The organism is Aestuariibaculum sp. YM273 (assembly GCF_030908365.1).
GTDB lineage: Bacteria > Bacteroidota > Bacteroidia > Flavobacteriales > Flavobacteriaceae > Aestuariibaculum > Aestuariibaculum marinum.
Window position 1 is genome coordinate 1,970,608 of record NZ_CP133090.1, and the last position, 17,070, is coordinate 1,987,677.

15 protein-coding genes are annotated in these 17,070 nt (G+C 30.6%); 3 read left to right on the forward strand and 12 right to left on the reverse strand.

Annotation, left to right across the window (positions count from 1 at the left end):
• Window positions 1-306: 306 nt before the first annotated feature.
• From RBH94_RS08430 to RBH94_RS08470, 9 genes are all read right to left on the reverse strand, one after another.
• Window positions 307-1,569, reverse strand: coding sequence for a hypothetical protein (locus RBH94_RS08430; protein ID WP_307880505.1), 1,263 nt, complete (start codon window positions 1,567-1,569; stop codon window positions 307-309).
• Complete coding sequence (locus RBH94_RS08435) at window positions 1,559-1,861, reverse strand: DUF6804 family protein (protein ID WP_307880506.1); 303 nt, start codon at window positions 1,859-1,861, stop codon at window positions 1,559-1,561. Before RBH94_RS08435 ends, RBH94_RS08430 begins: the two co-directional genes overlap by 11 nt.
• Window positions 1,861-2,307 carry a nucleotide exchange factor GrpE gene (grpE, locus tag RBH94_RS08440; RefSeq protein WP_307880507.1) on the reverse strand — a complete coding sequence of 149 codons (447 nt, stop codon included), beginning with the start codon at window positions 2,305-2,307 and terminating at the stop codon, window positions 1,861-1,863. Before grpE ends, RBH94_RS08435 begins: the two co-directional genes overlap by 1 nt.
• A gap of 9 nt (window positions 2,308-2,316) precedes the next feature.
• A complete protein-coding gene (locus RBH94_RS08445; RefSeq protein ID WP_307880508.1) occupies window positions 2,317-2,595 on the reverse strand; it encodes a hypothetical protein in 279 nt (92 codons plus the stop codon).
• Between the two features lie 11 nt (window positions 2,596-2,606).
• Window positions 2,607-5,039 carry a hypothetical protein gene (locus RBH94_RS08450; protein WP_307880509.1) on the reverse strand — a complete coding sequence of 811 codons (2,433 nt, stop codon included), beginning with the start codon at window positions 5,037-5,039 and terminating at the stop codon, window positions 2,607-2,609.
• Window positions 5,039-5,539 (reverse strand): LysM peptidoglycan-binding domain-containing protein, encoded by a 501-nt coding sequence (locus RBH94_RS08455; protein WP_307880510.1) that lies wholly within the window; start codon window positions 5,537-5,539, stop codon window positions 5,039-5,041. The genes RBH94_RS08450 and RBH94_RS08455 overlap by 1 nt, the downstream gene beginning before the upstream one ends.
• Window positions 5,540-5,546: 7 nt before the next feature.
• Window positions 5,547-7,739: an Hsp70 family protein gene (locus RBH94_RS08460; protein ID WP_307880511.1), complete on the reverse strand. Its 2,193-nt coding sequence runs from the start codon at window positions 7,737-7,739 to the stop codon at window positions 5,547-5,549.
• A 405-nt stretch (window positions 7,740-8,144) separates the two neighbouring features.
• Window positions 8,145-9,893: a trypsin-like peptidase domain-containing protein gene (locus RBH94_RS08465; RefSeq protein ID WP_307880512.1), complete on the reverse strand. Its 1,749-nt coding sequence runs from the start codon at window positions 9,891-9,893 to the stop codon at window positions 8,145-8,147.
• Window positions 9,894-10,373: 480 nt separating this feature from the next.
• Window positions 10,374-10,970 (reverse strand): hypothetical protein, encoded by a 597-nt coding sequence (locus tag RBH94_RS08470; RefSeq protein WP_307880513.1) that lies wholly within the window; start codon window positions 10,968-10,970, stop codon window positions 10,374-10,376.
• 246 nt (window positions 10,971-11,216) lie between these two features.
• Between RBH94_RS08470 and RBH94_RS08475 the strand changes: the two genes are divergently transcribed.
• The 3 genes from RBH94_RS08475 to RBH94_RS08485 are packed head-to-tail and all read left to right on the forward strand — an operon-like array spanning window position 11,217 to window position 13,795.
• Window positions 11,217-12,557, forward strand: a complete 1,341-nt coding sequence (locus tag RBH94_RS08475) for a tyrosine-type recombinase/integrase (RefSeq protein ID WP_307880514.1) — start codon at window positions 11,217-11,219, stop codon at window positions 12,555-12,557.
• Window positions 12,554-13,231 carry a hypothetical protein gene (locus RBH94_RS08480; protein WP_307880515.1) on the forward strand — a complete coding sequence of 226 codons (678 nt, stop codon included), beginning with the start codon at window positions 12,554-12,556 and terminating at the stop codon, window positions 13,229-13,231. The genes RBH94_RS08475 and RBH94_RS08480 overlap by 4 nt, the downstream gene beginning before the upstream one ends.
• Window positions 13,232-13,258: 27 nt before the next feature.
• Window positions 13,259-13,795 carry a hypothetical protein gene (locus RBH94_RS08485; protein WP_307880516.1) on the forward strand — a complete coding sequence of 179 codons (537 nt, stop codon included), beginning with the start codon at window positions 13,259-13,261 and terminating at the stop codon, window positions 13,793-13,795.
• 353 nt (window positions 13,796-14,148) lie between these two features.
• On the opposite strand, the gene RBH94_RS08490 is transcribed toward RBH94_RS08485, so the two are convergent.
• The 3 genes from RBH94_RS08490 to RBH94_RS08500 are packed head-to-tail and all read right to left on the reverse strand — an operon-like array spanning window position 14,149 to window position 17,054.
• Window positions 14,149-15,078 carry a hypothetical protein gene (locus RBH94_RS08490; RefSeq protein ID WP_307880517.1) on the reverse strand — a complete coding sequence of 310 codons (930 nt, stop codon included), beginning with the start codon at window positions 15,076-15,078 and terminating at the stop codon, window positions 14,149-14,151.
• Between the two features lie 30 nt (window positions 15,079-15,108).
• Window positions 15,109-15,993, reverse strand: a complete 885-nt coding sequence (locus tag RBH94_RS08495) for an AraC family transcriptional regulator (RefSeq protein ID WP_307880518.1) — start codon at window positions 15,991-15,993, stop codon at window positions 15,109-15,111.
• A gap of 32 nt (window positions 15,994-16,025) precedes the next feature.
• Window positions 16,026-17,054, reverse strand: a complete 1,029-nt coding sequence (locus RBH94_RS08500; protein ID WP_307880519.1) for a DUF4405 domain-containing protein — start codon at window positions 17,052-17,054, stop codon at window positions 16,026-16,028.
• Between the last annotated feature and the right edge of the window lie 16 nt (window positions 17,055-17,070).

The window sequence follows — 17,070 nt, forward strand, 5'->3', positions numbered from 1 at the left end:
GATTAAAATTGAGCTATAAAATTGTCTTTTATAGCTCAAAGTTGTATTAATCTATAATTTTGTGGATTTAGGAATACTTTTTAATAGGTAACTACAGCTTGTTTTTTGGGATGGTAAAAGAGAATTATATTAACTCCAAAAAACGGAAATACAGAACCACTTGCAGTAGAAAATATTGAACATAGCTGAATTTCAAATAGGCTCTTATTTACAATACTCCTTGTCAAGAATTGGACTATATTATTATTTCAGCTCTGGTTGGTTTTCGATTACCATCCTATCCATTTAAACCATAGAAATTGAATTTTAGAATGCTTCACTTTTTGAGCTTGGTTTAGTGCTAAAATTTCCTTGTTCTTGCAATATTAGTTCATAAGTTATTATTTGGTTGTAAAGGCTAATGTAATTGTCCTTAGTAATACTTTCATTTGATACAAAACCTCCTCTTAATGAATTACAAGAAGAAGAAGGTATTTGTTTGTTTGGGTTCCAACCCGTTCCAGAATAAAAGAAAACCTGATAACTGCCGTCAGGGACATTAAAGGTGTAGGAGTAACCACCTTTGATATATGCGTGTCTTATTACTTGGCCATTTTGGTTTTTAATAGAAACCAAAACATCTCCACTTCCGCCTGTTGTTACTATTATTTGTGAGCAATTATAAGAATTACAATAATTGTTTGAACCATAACAGAAAGAGTAAGGTTTAGATCCAGTACTTAGTGAATTATATTTCCATTGTTCTTCAAAAGCTTTATCAGCAATATTTTGAAAAGCATGTTTATTAAAAGTTGTTTTCGTAATATCATAGATAATAGTTCCTAGTATTGGTGAATAAAATGATTTACTGTCTGTTGTAGTGTTAAGAATATTAGATTTGTTACTTGAGAGTTTTTCATCGAAATAATTTTCAGCACTACTTCGAAGGTTATTTTTTGTATCCAAAACATTATAAAAGAATTGATTCTCTGCTTGTTTGCTAAGGGTTTGTGCTTCCTTAATTTCAGAATCGTAAGCAGCCATAAATTTTTCAAATTCTATCCAAGTATTTTCATCGAAAGTAATTTCATGAAAATCAGAAATGAAATCTGAACAATTTTCAATTCTATGTGTTTTCAACAATAATTTTTCATCTTTTAATTTGGGGTACCACGTAGAAAAAGTATTTCCAAATTTCTTTTCAAGTTCTGTTACTTTATTGTTTATTTCAATTTGTTCTTTTTCATTTTGTTTTTCTATTATACATTTTTTATGCAAACAGTCAAGATATTCTAAAGAAGCCGTTTTATATTTCACAATTCCATTTAAATACAAGAATGAAAATGTTGTGTCTTTTTCAGTTATGAATTTAGATTCTTCAAAATACTTACTAAAAACCTCTGATAAACCCTCGATTGAAAGTGAAGCAATTCTTTTATCTTTTTCTTGAATAAAATTTGTTATCTGTTCTTTTTCATATTTTTTTACTGATTTTTCAAATTCTGAAAATTGATTTTTGAAAATGTATCTAACAGATATTAGGAGAAATACTAATGAGACAGCAATTCCTATGAGTATTTTATTTTTCATTTAATAATTTGTTTTTAAACAAAAAGGAAATCAATAAACCTGAAGCAACCAATACATCTACAATATTCCAAAGGTCTCTGCCTAGTGCAATTTTGTAAAACGGTTGGAATAGTATTGATAAAGCTCCATAGATAATTAATTGCAATAGTTTCTCTTGTCGGTATGCCTGGAAAGCAAGAAAGACAAAACCTAGTAAACCGAGTAACCTTACTAGCTGATAATAGCCGTATGGCATATCTGCTAAGCAGAGAAAGAATAATATTGCTAAACTTAGTTTAATAGCTTTGCTCATTAGTTTTTTATTACTATTATCTGTGCTGGTCGAATAAGTTCTTTACCTCTTATATACCCATTTCTTATAACTGATACAATCTCATCATTTTTCCTATTCCTATCTACTTCGGTTTCTAATACTTCACAAAACCCAACAATTAACCGGTTATCTGGAAATTCAATTTTTGTAATACCTTGTTTTTGTAGTAAGGTTAATAGTTTTTTTTGTATGGTTTTGTATCTACTGTTAGTTTTTTTCGCCTCATCAATTTCATTGTATTGATTATTATTTACCCATTCATCAATATTCTCGCATGAATCAATAATATCAATAATATTTAAAGAAATATCTTTGAGTAAATCGTTTTTTTCATTCTCTTTTTGTTCAACATCATTTTTTAATAAATTTGTTTTTTTTAGATTTTCAATTAAAAGCTCTTGCAGTTCTGTTATAGATTCTTTCATACAGTTTCATTATTTTAATGAGTCAAATGCATTTTCATCTAAAGAATCTATGCGTATTTCTTTAAATGACAATGTGCTTTTAATGGTTTGTATCCGTTTCGTCCTTATTTTTGAAGGAAACATGAAATCGGCTGCTAATCTTTTTGCGGGGTTAAGTAGTTGTTTTGCAGCAACAGCAATTTCCTGTAAAGGAAATTCTTTTTTCTTCATTGCAAGCATTTGAGCTTTAATGATTTCTGCTTTATCAGCATCTTGATTTATTTCTAATATTGTATATGGGTTTTTCATTTTTAAATTTATTAAAAGGGTAAATCATCTCCTAAATTCAATTGCTTACGTATTCTTTTTAATTTATCTAATGGATCTTCTGATTCTTGTTCATTTCCCAATTCTTTTAAATATTTCAATACTTTTTTCATTTTTAAGCCTTGTGAATTTAGAGAATGTCCTGATAATATTGAAGCAAAGGGATTATTATCATCAAATAATGATATATCAGCTCCAGCTTGCTTCAATTGTTGCAAAATGTCTTTATAGGTTTTGGTTAATTCGTTGCTATTTAGCTTGTATGTTTTTGAAATATTATTTTTAACCCAATCAAGAATAGAGTAAATTTCAGAAGTTTTTCTGGTTTTATCGTTAAGGATATCCATTAGGTTAAACTTTATTATGGCTATGAAATTCTTACAGATTCTTGGATTGTTAGGAGAACGCAAATAAGCTTTCTTCATCAAAGACAGAGCTTTGAAGTTGTCTAGTTTTTCATCGTTAACTTTAGAAATACAATAGTTAGTAACATAATTAGAAAATTGATGTTTTAGTTTTGAATTTTGGCTTAAAAACGCAATACATTCTTCCATTACAGGAATTAGGTTTTCGTTTTCGTCATTATCTGATATTTTGTTTGATATAGAATTGAAAAGTTTATCTTCCGCTGAACTACTCACATATTCGAATTTTTCTATCCAACGTTTGTTTTCTTTTGTGTTTAATTTCTTAATCGAGGTTGAATTTTCATTCTTAATAGCTGATTTTACTTTATTAATTAAATCGTTTGCCCAAAAATATTGATAAACAATGGAGGAGCGCGAGTTTTCAATGTATGGAATACCCGCTTCTAGCGCATCTTCATTATCGTATTTGAGATAGTCGTTGTCTAATTCTTCTATGATTTCATTGTTTAGTCTGTTAGTTTTGGCAAAATAAGGGGTAGCAAAGAAAATGTCATTTTCAATTTCATGTATAATTCTTTCCAGCGCTTCTTTTTCTTTGTCATAAAAATCATTTATCAATTTGGATAAATTAGAATCTCCAATTTCTTTGTGGATAATGGTTTCAAACTGTTGTAATAATTCTTTTTGGGTGGCACCTATTGATATGTTATTTTCAGAAATTTCATCATAATTCACATTAATAGGAATTTCTTCATGTTGTGAATAGTTTGAACCGATTGCTTCTTTAAGAGAGAATGTATAATTATCATCCCAACTCGTATCGTCTAATGATTTTAAAATTACTTTATCTGAAAATACAGAAGTGAGCCAATTAGAAATAACATTACGGTAATTTGATTCTGTTAATAATCCTTTTGAAGCGTAACCATAACAGCAGATACCTAAATTCTTTAGTAATTCTGGGATTTCCCAAAACTTAGGGTATTTCTGAATAATATTTATTGCATTTTCATATTGTTCTTCTGAAATATAGACAGTAAGTAACCTATTGAATAAAGTAGGTTTTATTATTGCTATTTTTTCTGAAAGTTGTTGGTTCAATACTTTCACCTCATTTATTACAGAATCAAGACTTTCATACAGTGTTTTTAGTTCTTCAGTGGAGAATGTGTTTTTATGCAGTTTTTCAATTGAATTGTTGATTTCATCAATTCTTTTAACAGCATTGTTATTTTTCTCGGTGAGGAGAATTTCCTTAAGTATGGAAATACTGGAAGATTGAAAATTGAGATGTTCTGAAATGATTTTTTCGGCTTTCTGATACTCTTTGTTCTTTATTAGATTAATAGTATATCTGTAATATAATTCATGTTGAAAATTTTTGTCGGACTTTTCAATTCCAAAAATAGTATCTAAATTAATTTGGTTTTTGCGTTTGAGTTGGCAAATGGCAATTCTTGTAATAGAATTGTTCTGTGCAGATTTGTTACCCGATTTTTTAGCATAATCCGTAGCTGTTTTGTAGTTATGAATTGCTTCTGAGTTTTTATCTGATTTTTCATTTTCAGTCCCTTTTTTGAAATAACAATTGGCTAAATCGTGAAAATGATTTTTCTTTAATGAATTAAAATTATCTTCTGATCCTATTTTAATAACATTGTCAATAAATTTTATGTTGTTAGTTAGCTTATCAATATCTCCGTTGGTTTCTTCATATTTAATTTTAGCAATTTCATAAAATGCTTTCGCCTCTATGCTTTCAAACTTTATAAAAGATAACGAATTATTTATTCTTTCTCTTATTTCAACCACTTTATAGAAATATCTTTTGCTTTCTAGCTTGTTTGATGTTTGTTTACCTAAGTTCAATTGACATTCTGCAAGTTTAGCCGGTGCATTAACGTGCTTTTCAAAAATAACATCGAGGATTTTAATTGCCTCAATATAATTTTTGTCATTGTATAGATTTAGAGCCTTTTCAAATTTCGTGCTAGGCATGGACTGATAAATTAAATACCCAACAATTCCGATTATTATTAAAACAATAATTACTTCCATTACTCTTGCAAAATTTTAATGGTTAGAATTTGACCGACTTTTAAAATATAAGGCTGTTTCAAATTGTTGTCTAACTCAATTTGTTTGTATTTGTTTCCGTCATTGTAAAAGAATTGAGCTATTTTATATGGGCAGTCTCCTTTTTTTACAATATATCTTATACTTGCTTCTTTTTTGTTTTGAATTGATTTTACTTCTTCCTTTTTGTTTTTATCTATTTTTGTAATTTGTATTTTTGAAATACGATCATTCAAATTTAAGTTCTTGGTAATTAATTCTTTTTTGTCATAATGAGCTTTTAGTAATAATCCGGCAAATGCAATTGATATAACGGAGGCACTGATAATTAGATAAATTCCAATTTTTGATTTATTCCGTTTTGAAATAGAATTTAATAGTGAAAATACCTTTAGGTCAGAATTGCATTGCGGACAAATTACATAATTTGTTTTGTAATCTGGCAAGCCTGCTTTGTTGCAAATAGGACAATTGTAATTCATATTAATTTTATTTTCCTAAATGAATACTTCCGCCAAGATCCAATTTGCCTTTACTATACTTGTCTCTTAATTCAATTGCTTCATCTAGTAAATCAAAAGCTTGGTCTTTTCTTCTGTTTTTGAAATGGGATACAATCTCATCATGCATTTGTAACAATCTATGTCCATCGCTCGGATTTTCTTTTGCAGCATTATCGGATGACATTTTTATCGTAAATAAAGAAATTAGAACTGGATATTCATCTGTAATTTCTTTTAGTTTTTGAATTGCTTGAATTCTCTGTAATGGATCGTGATCATTTTTTGTTCTTGATAATAATGACCTCATTGTGTCAACATCTTCACTTACTATTAAATCTGGATATTCATTGATTAGAATTGTTGCAAATAAGATTGCAAGTTCTTCTTCATCAATAGCGTCCGAAACTCTTTCTGCTTGCTCAAATGACGTAAAAATTGTAGTACCGATTTCATCCCAATGTTCAGAATCATAATTATCAATGCCAAGATTATTGATTTGTTCAATTTCCCTTTTTGCTGATTTGAAAAAATATTCTCTTTGTGCTTCTGTGAAGGAACTGCCCATTATTTTCTCTAAAGAACTGGATAAAAAGTCAAGTGTTTTTGAATCCTTGTTTCCTCTTGCTAAAACAATATTTTTACTTTTTCCTTTATTTATTTTTGGATATGCTTTTACATCAAAAACTTCATCAATTCCTAAAGTGAAATCTAAAACAATATCACTACCTACCGGCAAATCTTCTTCAATGGTAAAAAATCCCATAGTTTGTTTTTCTTTTTCCCCTCCCTCAACGTCAGCATAAATGCCAACTTTAACAACTTTTTGATTATTAACGGTTGTTTTGTAGTTTCTTAATACATTGCAAGGTAAAGGGACTTGTTTTTCAATGATTCTATCGTAATCATCTTTTAACTCAATAAAATAATTATGGTTTGTACTGTATGATATCTCAGCAATCGAAGTTTCTCCTTCAATAGGAGGTTCGTAGTCATCACCTAATCTGTGAGATAAAATACCAGCGCCTTCGGAAATGGCTAGCATTGGCTTTTCTGAAATTTTGATCTTTTCGTTCCCATATTTTTCAGAAAGCATTTGTTTTACCAAAGGAATACATGAAGTACCTCCAACCAATAAAATATTATCAATCATTGAAATATCGTAACCTACCTCTTTTAACAAGATTTCAATTAGTTCAATACTTCTTTCAATAAAAGGTTTTGCCAACTTTTCAAACTCCTCTCTTGTAAATGAAAGGTCAAAATCTATCCAGTCTCCATTTTCATCTTCAAAGCCGTCCATTATTAGCTGAGCAGTATTAGAAGAACTGAGTTGCATTTTGATGTTTTCAACTTCTTCTCTGAATTTAGCTTCAAATTTGAACTTTTCTCTTTGGGTTAAATTTTCAATTAGTGTATTAATGTTTGATATATTATAATCTTTTGATATTCGTTGAAGTATATGGGTTTGCAGTGCTCTGTCCAAATCATCTCCACCTAGCCAACGGTCTCCACCTGTCCCTGCCTCCATATATTGTCCGTCTACTATATTCAATATGGAAAGATCGAAAGTTCCACCGCCAAAATCATAAATCAGAACTGTCTTCGCTTCTCCCGCTTTCAAATTGTCTACTCCGTAAGCGATTGCGGCAGCTGTTGGTTCGGCTAATAATTTTTGAACTTTTAATCCTGCTAGTTGGGCAGCAATTCTTGTAGCATTTTTTTGTTTTTCTGTGAAATATGCTGGGACGGTTATTACTGCATGGGTAACTTCATCTCCTAATTTTTCTTCTGCATCTGATTTAAGTTTCTTTAATATTTCAGAACTTAGTTGTTCAGGTGTATATTGTTTTCCGCCAAGAAGAACAGCAACAGCGTCATCAGTACCTCCTTTTAAAGATGTAATTCCGTATTTGTAATATGAACTGTCGATCATATCCTGAACCATTTTATCTTTGATAGCACCGCCCATGAGTCTTTTTACGGAAAGGATAGTGTTTAATGGGTCGGTTTTTAGTAATTGGTATGCAGTTCTTCCTATTAAAATTTCATCTTTTCTAAGTCCGATACAAGAACGTGTTAGTTCTTCGTTTTCTTTGTTTCGAATAATTTTTAGAACAGTATCTTTAAATGCAATCACAGAATTGCTTGTTCCAAGGTCAATACCGATAGCTTTTTTCATATTATGCTTAAAATTTTAAATTTACTTCTTGTCAATTTGCTGAATATACGTGGTTTTAGGCTGTTATCATTACGGATAACCGTATCGTAAGGATTGGTTATTATAAAATTTATTTAGGTTATTAGAAGTGATAAACCAATATAATAAATTTGAAAGTATTTTCTTGGAAAAATTTTCGGTAATTGAATTAATAATTTCTTAATTAGAATGCTTTAATCAGAAAGAACCACAGGAGAAATGAAGTTAATAAAAATGCAGGTTGTCACAGTACGCTGAAGTCATTAGTTTACTTTAGTTTTTTCAACAGCTAGGTGTTATTTCAAACTTTATATTGTCTTGTGAAATTGAAATATGAAAAATATTAGCTATTCAGTGCTTCATTTAAATATAGGCTTTACTAATTTCTTAGAATTGTCTTTTTAACCATTTTCTCGAAACAAATCCAGAATAACCATTTACGATTACTTTGTAAAAAGTTTCGTTGTGTTTTTCAATCACTTTTACTTGAGCATTTTTGGGACATTTATATCTTACAATTGAATTTATGTCAGGCTTTTCATAGAGGGAAAGTTCGAAAACTGGATTGTCAAAAGTGGTAACGTATAAATATTCACCAGTATCAGAAAACGATCCCGTTGTTGAGTCATTTGATGATGCTTCAGATTGTTCAAGGGTTTTACTGTCAATCCCGTAAACTTCGATTATTTTTTCATTTTGACCAAATACAAATCTAACTGTACTATTTACTGTTTTCCATTCTTCGGATCTTTTGTGGTAAAACGTATAATCAAGATTCACATCATAAATTCTTTCCCATTCTTTATTGATTGATATTATGCTATTAGAAGATTGTTCTGTTGCTTTCCAAGCCTTGTAATATGCTTGACTTAATTCATCATATGATGGATTTGAATTATCCCAATATCTTTTTATATTATTTAAGTCATAAAACGAAATAACAGTATTAAAATCTCTTTGATCTTCTGCATTGAGTAGTCCTCTAATTTTATTTTCGTAATATTCACTAGGTTTAGCTTGATTAATATTTGATTCTAATTTTTGTTCGGTAAAATGATTTAATTCATTCGTTTTGGAAACTTTATTTTCATTAATAAAAAGATTTTTATATAAAGAAGTTAATTGTAAGGCAGGAACTCCAAAACTGAAACCTTGAAAATCACTTGTTTTAGCAAAATTAATAGCGACAAGGTTTCCCCATTTATCTATTACTGGACTTCCACTTGAACCTGGAAGAGTAGGAATTGAATATAAAATTCTATTCATATCTGGGTCTTGAGTAATCGTGCCATGTGTGAATTGTGATTTAATGCCATTATCGGTGTTAGCAAGAGAAAATCCATGATTAAATCCAATCATATATACATTGTCATTGAGTTTTAGTTCCTCGTTGCTATGTAATTTTTCTAAAGAAAATACAGTTGTAATTCTTTGTGGTGTAATTTTATCTTTAAGTTGAATTATTGCTAAATCTACATTCTCATCATCTGATTTTTTTATAGCAACACATTCTTTAAAGTCATTTATTGATGTTACATGTGTATCATCAAAAGCAACACCTAAAAAAACACGTTTTAATTCCGTTATTGTGTTTATGGGATTAAAGTTTAGATTTTCTAAAAGTTGCTCCAGTTCTAATACATCATTTTTTTTTGAAGAGTATTCATCTTTTATTTTTGCTTTTTTATCATAATCTAAATAATCATAATATTCGTTCCAAAGATCAACTAATTTACTCTGTTCAGATTGGGTTTCATTAATTGCTTTTTTGACTTTATATCTTAAATTTTCTAAGTATTCATTTATTTGTTCTCCTACCAATTCATTATTTTTACTCGGATAAATTACGTGTCTGTTTGTTGCAAGTTCCCCATTTTTTGAAATAAAAAAACCAGTTCCAAAACTTATTCCTGCATTAAGTCTAGCTTCCTCCTCATCTTCAAAAAAAACAGGTTCATCATTTTCTATGGTATAGAAGAATTCAAATCCGTTATCAAGGGATGTCTTGAAGTAATAAGAGTTTTGAATTAGTACAACACTATTTCTGAATTTATTATATAATTCCGTTGGTTCAGGTGGATTTTTTTTACAATTAAAAATTGTGACAAGAAATATTAATAAAAATATTTTTTTCATAATCTTAGTATGTTGAACTTAATTCAAGTTTGTTATTATATAGCTTTATATTTTAAAACAGATATAACAATGTAGTTAATTTCTGCTTTAAATAGATATTTTCTTTTTTAGATACACTCAAATATACATAATTACTTACATCATCTATAGGTTATTACAGATAAAGTTAATCCTTGTTTATTTCAATTCGAGATGTTTTAAATTTCAAGTCTTTGTTTTAATAGACTTTCTGTGAGACATGACATAAAGATGAGGGAATATGTAAATAGTATAAGGATTAAAAAGACGGAAATACTTAACCACTCGCAGCGCGAAAAATTGAGCATGCTGAATTTCAAATAGGTCCTTATTTAATAACACTTCATATCAAGAATTTGACTATGTCATTATATCCGGTTTGGATGGTTTTTGATTACCGTCCTATTCAAATTGTATATTTTTAGAGCAATGAGCTATAAGGTAAGATTTTATGGCTCAAAGTTATAAACCCAGTTTTTCTTTTATTTGAAAATCGTACAGATTGTGGATGTCTCGAAAATTTATTTCATTTAATTCTTCTGCTTTATGCTTTCTGTAGTACCAATATGAATTGAAAATCCCGCCTTTTAAATAAAGATCTATAATATGTCGGTTTTCTTCAAAGGAATGCTTTATATCTTGTACGTAAAAGAAGTCTATGCCTATCTTGGCTTTTAAAAATCGTATCGATATGTTTTCACCAATTCTGGGTAAATATTTCAAAGATTTGCAATTGAACGCTCCGAAATTTTTAAAGTATTCTACATGAACTAACATGGTCGTTTTGTAGAATTCAAATTCAAAGCCTTCGTCAAAAGCAAATAGTTTGGCGTAAATTTCAGTTAGTTGTTTTCGAAGTTGGTATGGTTTGAGCTTAGTAACCTCTTCAATTTCTTTCATTGTAGGATATGGTATGTCGTAATCGTTATAGTAATCTTTTGCCAACAAAAAGCTTATTAGAGGCCTATATTTTTCATTATTTCCAAACTCTTTGGAAATTTGCGGTAAAATAGAAAGAATACTGTATAAAATTTCTTTGGGTGTTGAAGGATGTCTCATGTTGTTTAGGTGTTGGTTATGAGTGTATTAAGTTATAAATAAATGCTTATATTTACTTAGAAAATAATTATAAATCAGAGTACACAATTACGTACACGGTTTTATCTAAAATATTGCGAAATAGCGTAAAAAAGGGTTAAAATATCAAACTCATAACCCGAAGGTCACAGGTTCGAGTCCTGTTCCCGCTACTAAGATTAAATTCTTTCAAAATCAACGGTTTAGTTCACTCTAAACCGTTTTTTTATGCATTTAATTACAGAATTACTTACATTTGGTTCTAAAAGTGAACACGATTTAGAACACGATTTGGAACACAAAACCCCATTTTCAATCCCAAAAATTTACGATGCCGATGGTGATTTAACGAAGCGATGGTATGTTTATTTTTCCTATTTAGATCCTAAAACAGGAAAGATGAAACGTCAGAAAAACATCTATGGTCAAGTTAATCGTCATAAAACAAAGGAAGCAGGTTATGCATTATTAGCACTTTATAAAAAGCGTTTATTAAAATTATTAAAGGAAGGCTATAATCCGTTTGTTGATAATACGGAACATTACAAAGACCAACAGCAAAAAGCAGAAAAAGTCAAACAAGTTAAAGAATCGGCAAAGCCAACCGAAAATAAAGCGGTTTTAAAGGAAGAAGAACCTAAGGAAGTACAAGAACCTTCAATGGGTTTAAAAGAGGCCTTAGACTATGCTTTAAAGCTTAAAAAGAATTTGGTGAGTGATCGTACTTTAGTTGATTACACTAACCGTTGCAAACTTTTTGAAACTTGGGTAAACGAACATCATGCAGATATTAAAGGAATTGATCAGGTATCTAAAATGATGGTCGTAGCATTTCTAAATGACGTGCAGCTCAATACTTCTCCACGGAATAGAAACAATTACAGAACCTGTTTAAGTACTATATTCCAAACTTTAGAAGGAAATGAAATCATCGATAAGAACTTCGTTAAAAATATTCCGAAATTACAGTCCAATCCAGAGCGACATAAAACCTTTACTCAGAAACAGGAAAATGACATTTTTGAGCATTTAGAAGATAAGGACCCAGTACTATTACTTTTTATCAAGTTTATAGCCTATGTTTTTTTAAGACCTAAAGAGGTCTGTAGACTTAAGGTTGGTGATATTGATTTCGATGAAAATATTCTGAAGATAAAAGTTAAAACCAAGACATTAAAAACTAAAATTGTACCTGAAAAATTGCTTAAGGAACTAGAAGAGGTTCTAGAGGGATTAGACAAGGATAGTTATCTATTTACACCTAAAGCGCTGGGAGGCGAATGGGAAGCTTCCTTAGAGGCCAGACGTGATTATTTCAGTAAACGATTTAAAGCTGTCGTTAAAGATCATTTTGGTTTTAATCAGGATTATGGTTTATATAGCTTTAGACATACCTATATCACGAAAGTCTACAGAGCACTAGTAAAAGAATCGTCACCATTTGCAGCTAAGAGTAAACTGATGCAAATTACAGGACATACCACTATGGGAGCTCTTGAAAAGTATTTGCGAGATATTGATGCCGAACTACCAGAGGATTATTCACAATTGTTAAATACTAAAACATGACCCACGGCAATGATTTAGAAGTGTTGGTACAAGGTATATACCGACCAAGCCTGTTTTATATCCCCAATAATATTTTCCCGGATTTAACCCCAGAACAGGAAAAGGAATTTAACGACTATAGAGTAATAAATGCTGTAGGGGTTTTAAAAGCTAATGGTGATACCACCTATGCTAATAAATGCTCACCAACGGTTGAGCTCTTAAGCAAACCAACCCAGCTTGAAAATAATGTATATCAGTTACAGAAACTAAGAGACGAACTTTCAAAAGAGACATTTGATTATTTGCTAGGGGAATATCAAAAACATATACTTACCTGCAAGTATGTTTATGATTGGTTATTAAACAATACCAATGAAGCGATTAACGAAGTTACAAAGGAAGAATTAAGCTTGTTTAAACTACAACTGGATTGGATTAGTAGCCATATTGATAAAGTTCAGGCTGTTTTCTGTTTAGATAGAAAACAAACAGAAGAAACTCCAGAAGAATTAACAGAACTTCCCAATTCGGTTTTCAATAACAAAGCCTATAACAATATTTTAAAGAAAGAGAACTTATCAAAAGATAAACCTACTAAAGTTAAAAAGTCAAAAAAGGCAAATTTACCTAGTGAACAAGATATTGATGCTTATCTGTTAGAAACCGTATTTAATGTCAATTTCAAGGAATAAAATCCCACATAACTACCCAGAGATACCATGAGCAAAAAATACCCAGTAAAAAATACTGATCCATCAGTAAATTTACGTCTGTCGCAAGAATTAAAAGATACCATACAAGCGGAAGCAGCTAAAAGGAATACAACTGTTTCAAAGTACTTAAGAGAATTACTTGAGAATATTTATAGCGGTGATTATTGCAGATATGAAACGCTAAAAGATAAGGTTGAAAACTTTTTGTTTTCCAAAGACTTCATACAGCTTGTTGTCTGGATTTATAGCAAACGCTATAAAAGAGAAAAAACAGAATCCAATGAAGAGCTAGATAGGTATATCGCCACCTTAAAACAAGTTCATACTCATGTTCCGGATTATCTTGTTAGAGAGTTTGACAAAGTACTACAAGATGTTATGAAAGTAAGGTATGAAGAAAGTGAATATTCATATCAAAGTTTGCGGTTTTTAGAAACTAGTTTAGAAAAGGACAGGTTTAATTTAAAGCTGTTAGAACAGTTTCTTTTAGATGACGAAGCATTAAGAGAATTTGTATTAGAAGAGACTAACAAATTGGGGTAAAACATCGAAAACCAATCAAAATTACAACTAAAAATCTTGTGATATTTTATGTGATAAATTTGTGATAAAAAATTATCACATAAAATAAAAGTAGTGTGGTGTAGATGACGATTGTAGTCAAAAAACGCCATTTTAATAGGTTTTAAGGATGTTTAGAGCAGTGGCACCCATTATTGGGTGTTTTTAATTGTGTGATACAAATAGGTGTTATTTTGAAAATTTAGGATTCCGTTTCGGAGAAATTTATAAAAATTTGGAAGTGCGAATTGGAGGTTTACTTAAGGTTCCAAAAATTCGCTTTAACAACTTGGTTTTATTGGGAAATCTGAAGTAATAAGCTTTATGTGTTAGGATTAGTTTGTTAGCCACTCAATTGCGTTTTCAGACATTTCTTTATAGTTGTGACCTGTATTCTTTATGGTGTCTATTGTCCAGTTAAATTTCCAGTTATTTGTATTTCCTAGGACCTTATTCATATTGAAAAAAGTAGTTCCGCGTTCCAATCTATGTGCTCCTTGCTTCATTGCCAAATCCGTTGTTCTAAAAGTCCCTAAGTTTGGGTTGTTATCTAATTCGCCCAACAGAATAACCAATCTTTTACTGTAAGATTTTTGTAAATCTGTTGCTGTATTTTTGATGCCATAGGGAAATTCAAGGTTCTGATCTGGAAAACTGTAAAATCCAGAATTTGCGGCGATAGCTGTTCCAATTCGCGACTCGGGCATTAACATTACCATTCTATGCACAAATTGTCCACCAGCGGAATGACCAAAAATATCGTATTGCTCGTTTGTAATATTATTTACTGATTTAATGTGGTCAAATATGTTTTCAATAACGGTATAAGCCCATTCGCTTTTCGGATTTTTAGTTCCAAAAAAGGTGAATAAATTTCCTTCTTGATAGTCGTTGGTTGTATATTTTGAAAAGGTATTCTCGAATTCAGGCGCTATTATTAGTAGGTCATTCTTATTAGCTAATTCAATCCAAGCGTTTAGATAGTCATTTGCATTTCGGCCACCGCCGTGCATAACGAAAACTATTTTGTCTTTATCGTTCCAGTTTTCGGGTTTGTAAGTCCATACCTTAATCGATTTTCGCTCACTATCTTTATACGCGTGGATAACGAAAGTGTCTATTCCGACATTAATTTTACGAGGAGCTGTTATTTCAGGTCCTTTTGGAAGAACATAGAGGTAAATGTAACCCGTAATTGAAAGCAATAAAAAGATAGAAAAAGTATATAAAATTACCTTTTTTAATTTTCTAAAGGATTTGTTCATTTCTTCGTTTTTTGTATTGTAAGTTCGTAATTAATTCATGGTCGATTTATCAAAACCAATCGATTCCCTAAAGAATAGGGGAGAAACTTCTACATTTTTTTTGAAGAATCTACTGAAATAATATTCGTCGTTATAGCCTAAATTGTAAGCTATTTCTTTAACTGTTTTATTAGTTAAATACAATTCTCTTTTTGCTTCAATTATGATGCGTTCAGAGATTAATTCGGTTAGAGTTTTATTGAAATGGGATTTAGTGAGTTTACTCAATGCTTTGGGGGTTATGGCAAGCATATCTGCATAATCACTGGCAGTATGTTTTGTTTTATAATGAGTTTCGATGTAGTTCTTTAAATTCTGTAAAATAAAGGGCTCCTCAGTTTTATCATTAATTTGTTCGTTTTGATCTTGTTGCTCTGTTTTTAAACGCGAAGCTGTTATGAGGAATATTTTTAGGTATGAAATTAATAATTCGTATTGGGCCAATGCTGGATTCTGCATTTCTGTTTTTATTTGATTAATAATCAGATCGAAATTAGTTTTGGCGTTGTCATCTAATTGAATAAATGGCGGGTCATACATGTTATTAAACAGTACACCATTACAGGCAACCTCTTTTTGGTGTTTATGGATGCAAAAAAAGTCAGGATGAAAATGAATGGCCAAACCACTTATATTCCCGTTAACATTGAGCATAAATGGTTGGTAAAGTGAAAAAGAGAACAGGCTATCTGGTCCGAAATCATGCTCTAAAAAATCTGCTTTCACTGTTCCTTGGCCATTTTTCACCCAAATAAGTGAATAATAATTTAAACGTTGGACATGGTCAAAAGGATTGTCTTTGTCAAAAAAATGTAGCTTGAAAGCAAGATTTCCTGTTTGTGGATTTGTTAGTGTAAAACTGTTCTTTTGTTCCATAGTATTAGACTCTTTTTAGTTTTTCAAAAGCATTAATAAATGCTCAGAATGGCCCGATCAACAATTTCTTTGGCTGTTGTAATATTCGATATATCTGTATACAATTTACCATCTTTGCCTGAATGGTGTCCATGCCCTTTAAGTTGCATAAATTTATAGTTTTTTTCATTTAAATCTTCAGGCAATATATCTACAGTATAAATGAGCGAGGGCTGTCCTACTTTTCCGGTTCCAGAGTAGATGGCGTCATTAGGAAACTTGTCTTCACTATAATAGGCATTCCAATCGTATGATTGGTTGACTTCTAACAGTACCTTATAATGACCAAGCTTTTCGAGATCATTCTTTAATTGTAAAATAAAATTACCTGTAGGTGTTGCACCAGAAACCGCGTCGATATCTTTAGAATTGTTTAAAGGAACATATAATCCGTCAGATGCTTTTATTCCTCGTTTATGTGACCAGTAGGGTAAAGCTTCTGGGCGTCTTTTTATGGCTTTTTCCCAAACACCATTTACTTTGGTTCCATAGTCATAAGAGCTGGAAGCTATTACTCTAGAAACATACAAGGTTTCAATGTAGTTCCCCAAACTATCTTCTAACCATACTGCAAATAAGGGATACTGAAAAGCATTTCCTTTCTTTAACTCGAGTTCGATATGATGAGTTCCTGTGTCCTTTATGATTTTTATAATTTCATAGTCAAGTAAGGTTTCTTTTTTACCTAATTGCACGTTTCTTATTTCGTTTCCAAAAGTATACACCTCTCTAAATAAAGGTAGATTCAAGTAAACTCCTGTTGCGATTAAAGTAATGCTAAGAAACACTAAAGGTGCCTGCAGCTTTTGCAATTTCGGTTTTCTTTTACCTGTAATATAATTTTTGAGTGGTATTTTGTTGTTGAAGATATGGAGACCCATCGCCAACAGAAAGAGTAAACCAAACACGGTATGTAATGAGGCTATTTCTTTACTATGTGGCATAAAATACATAACAATACCAGACCCAAGTAAAATGAGCAGCGTAACAATTAATATGTTTCCCAATAAACTCCTGTTCATGATGTTCTTAATATTT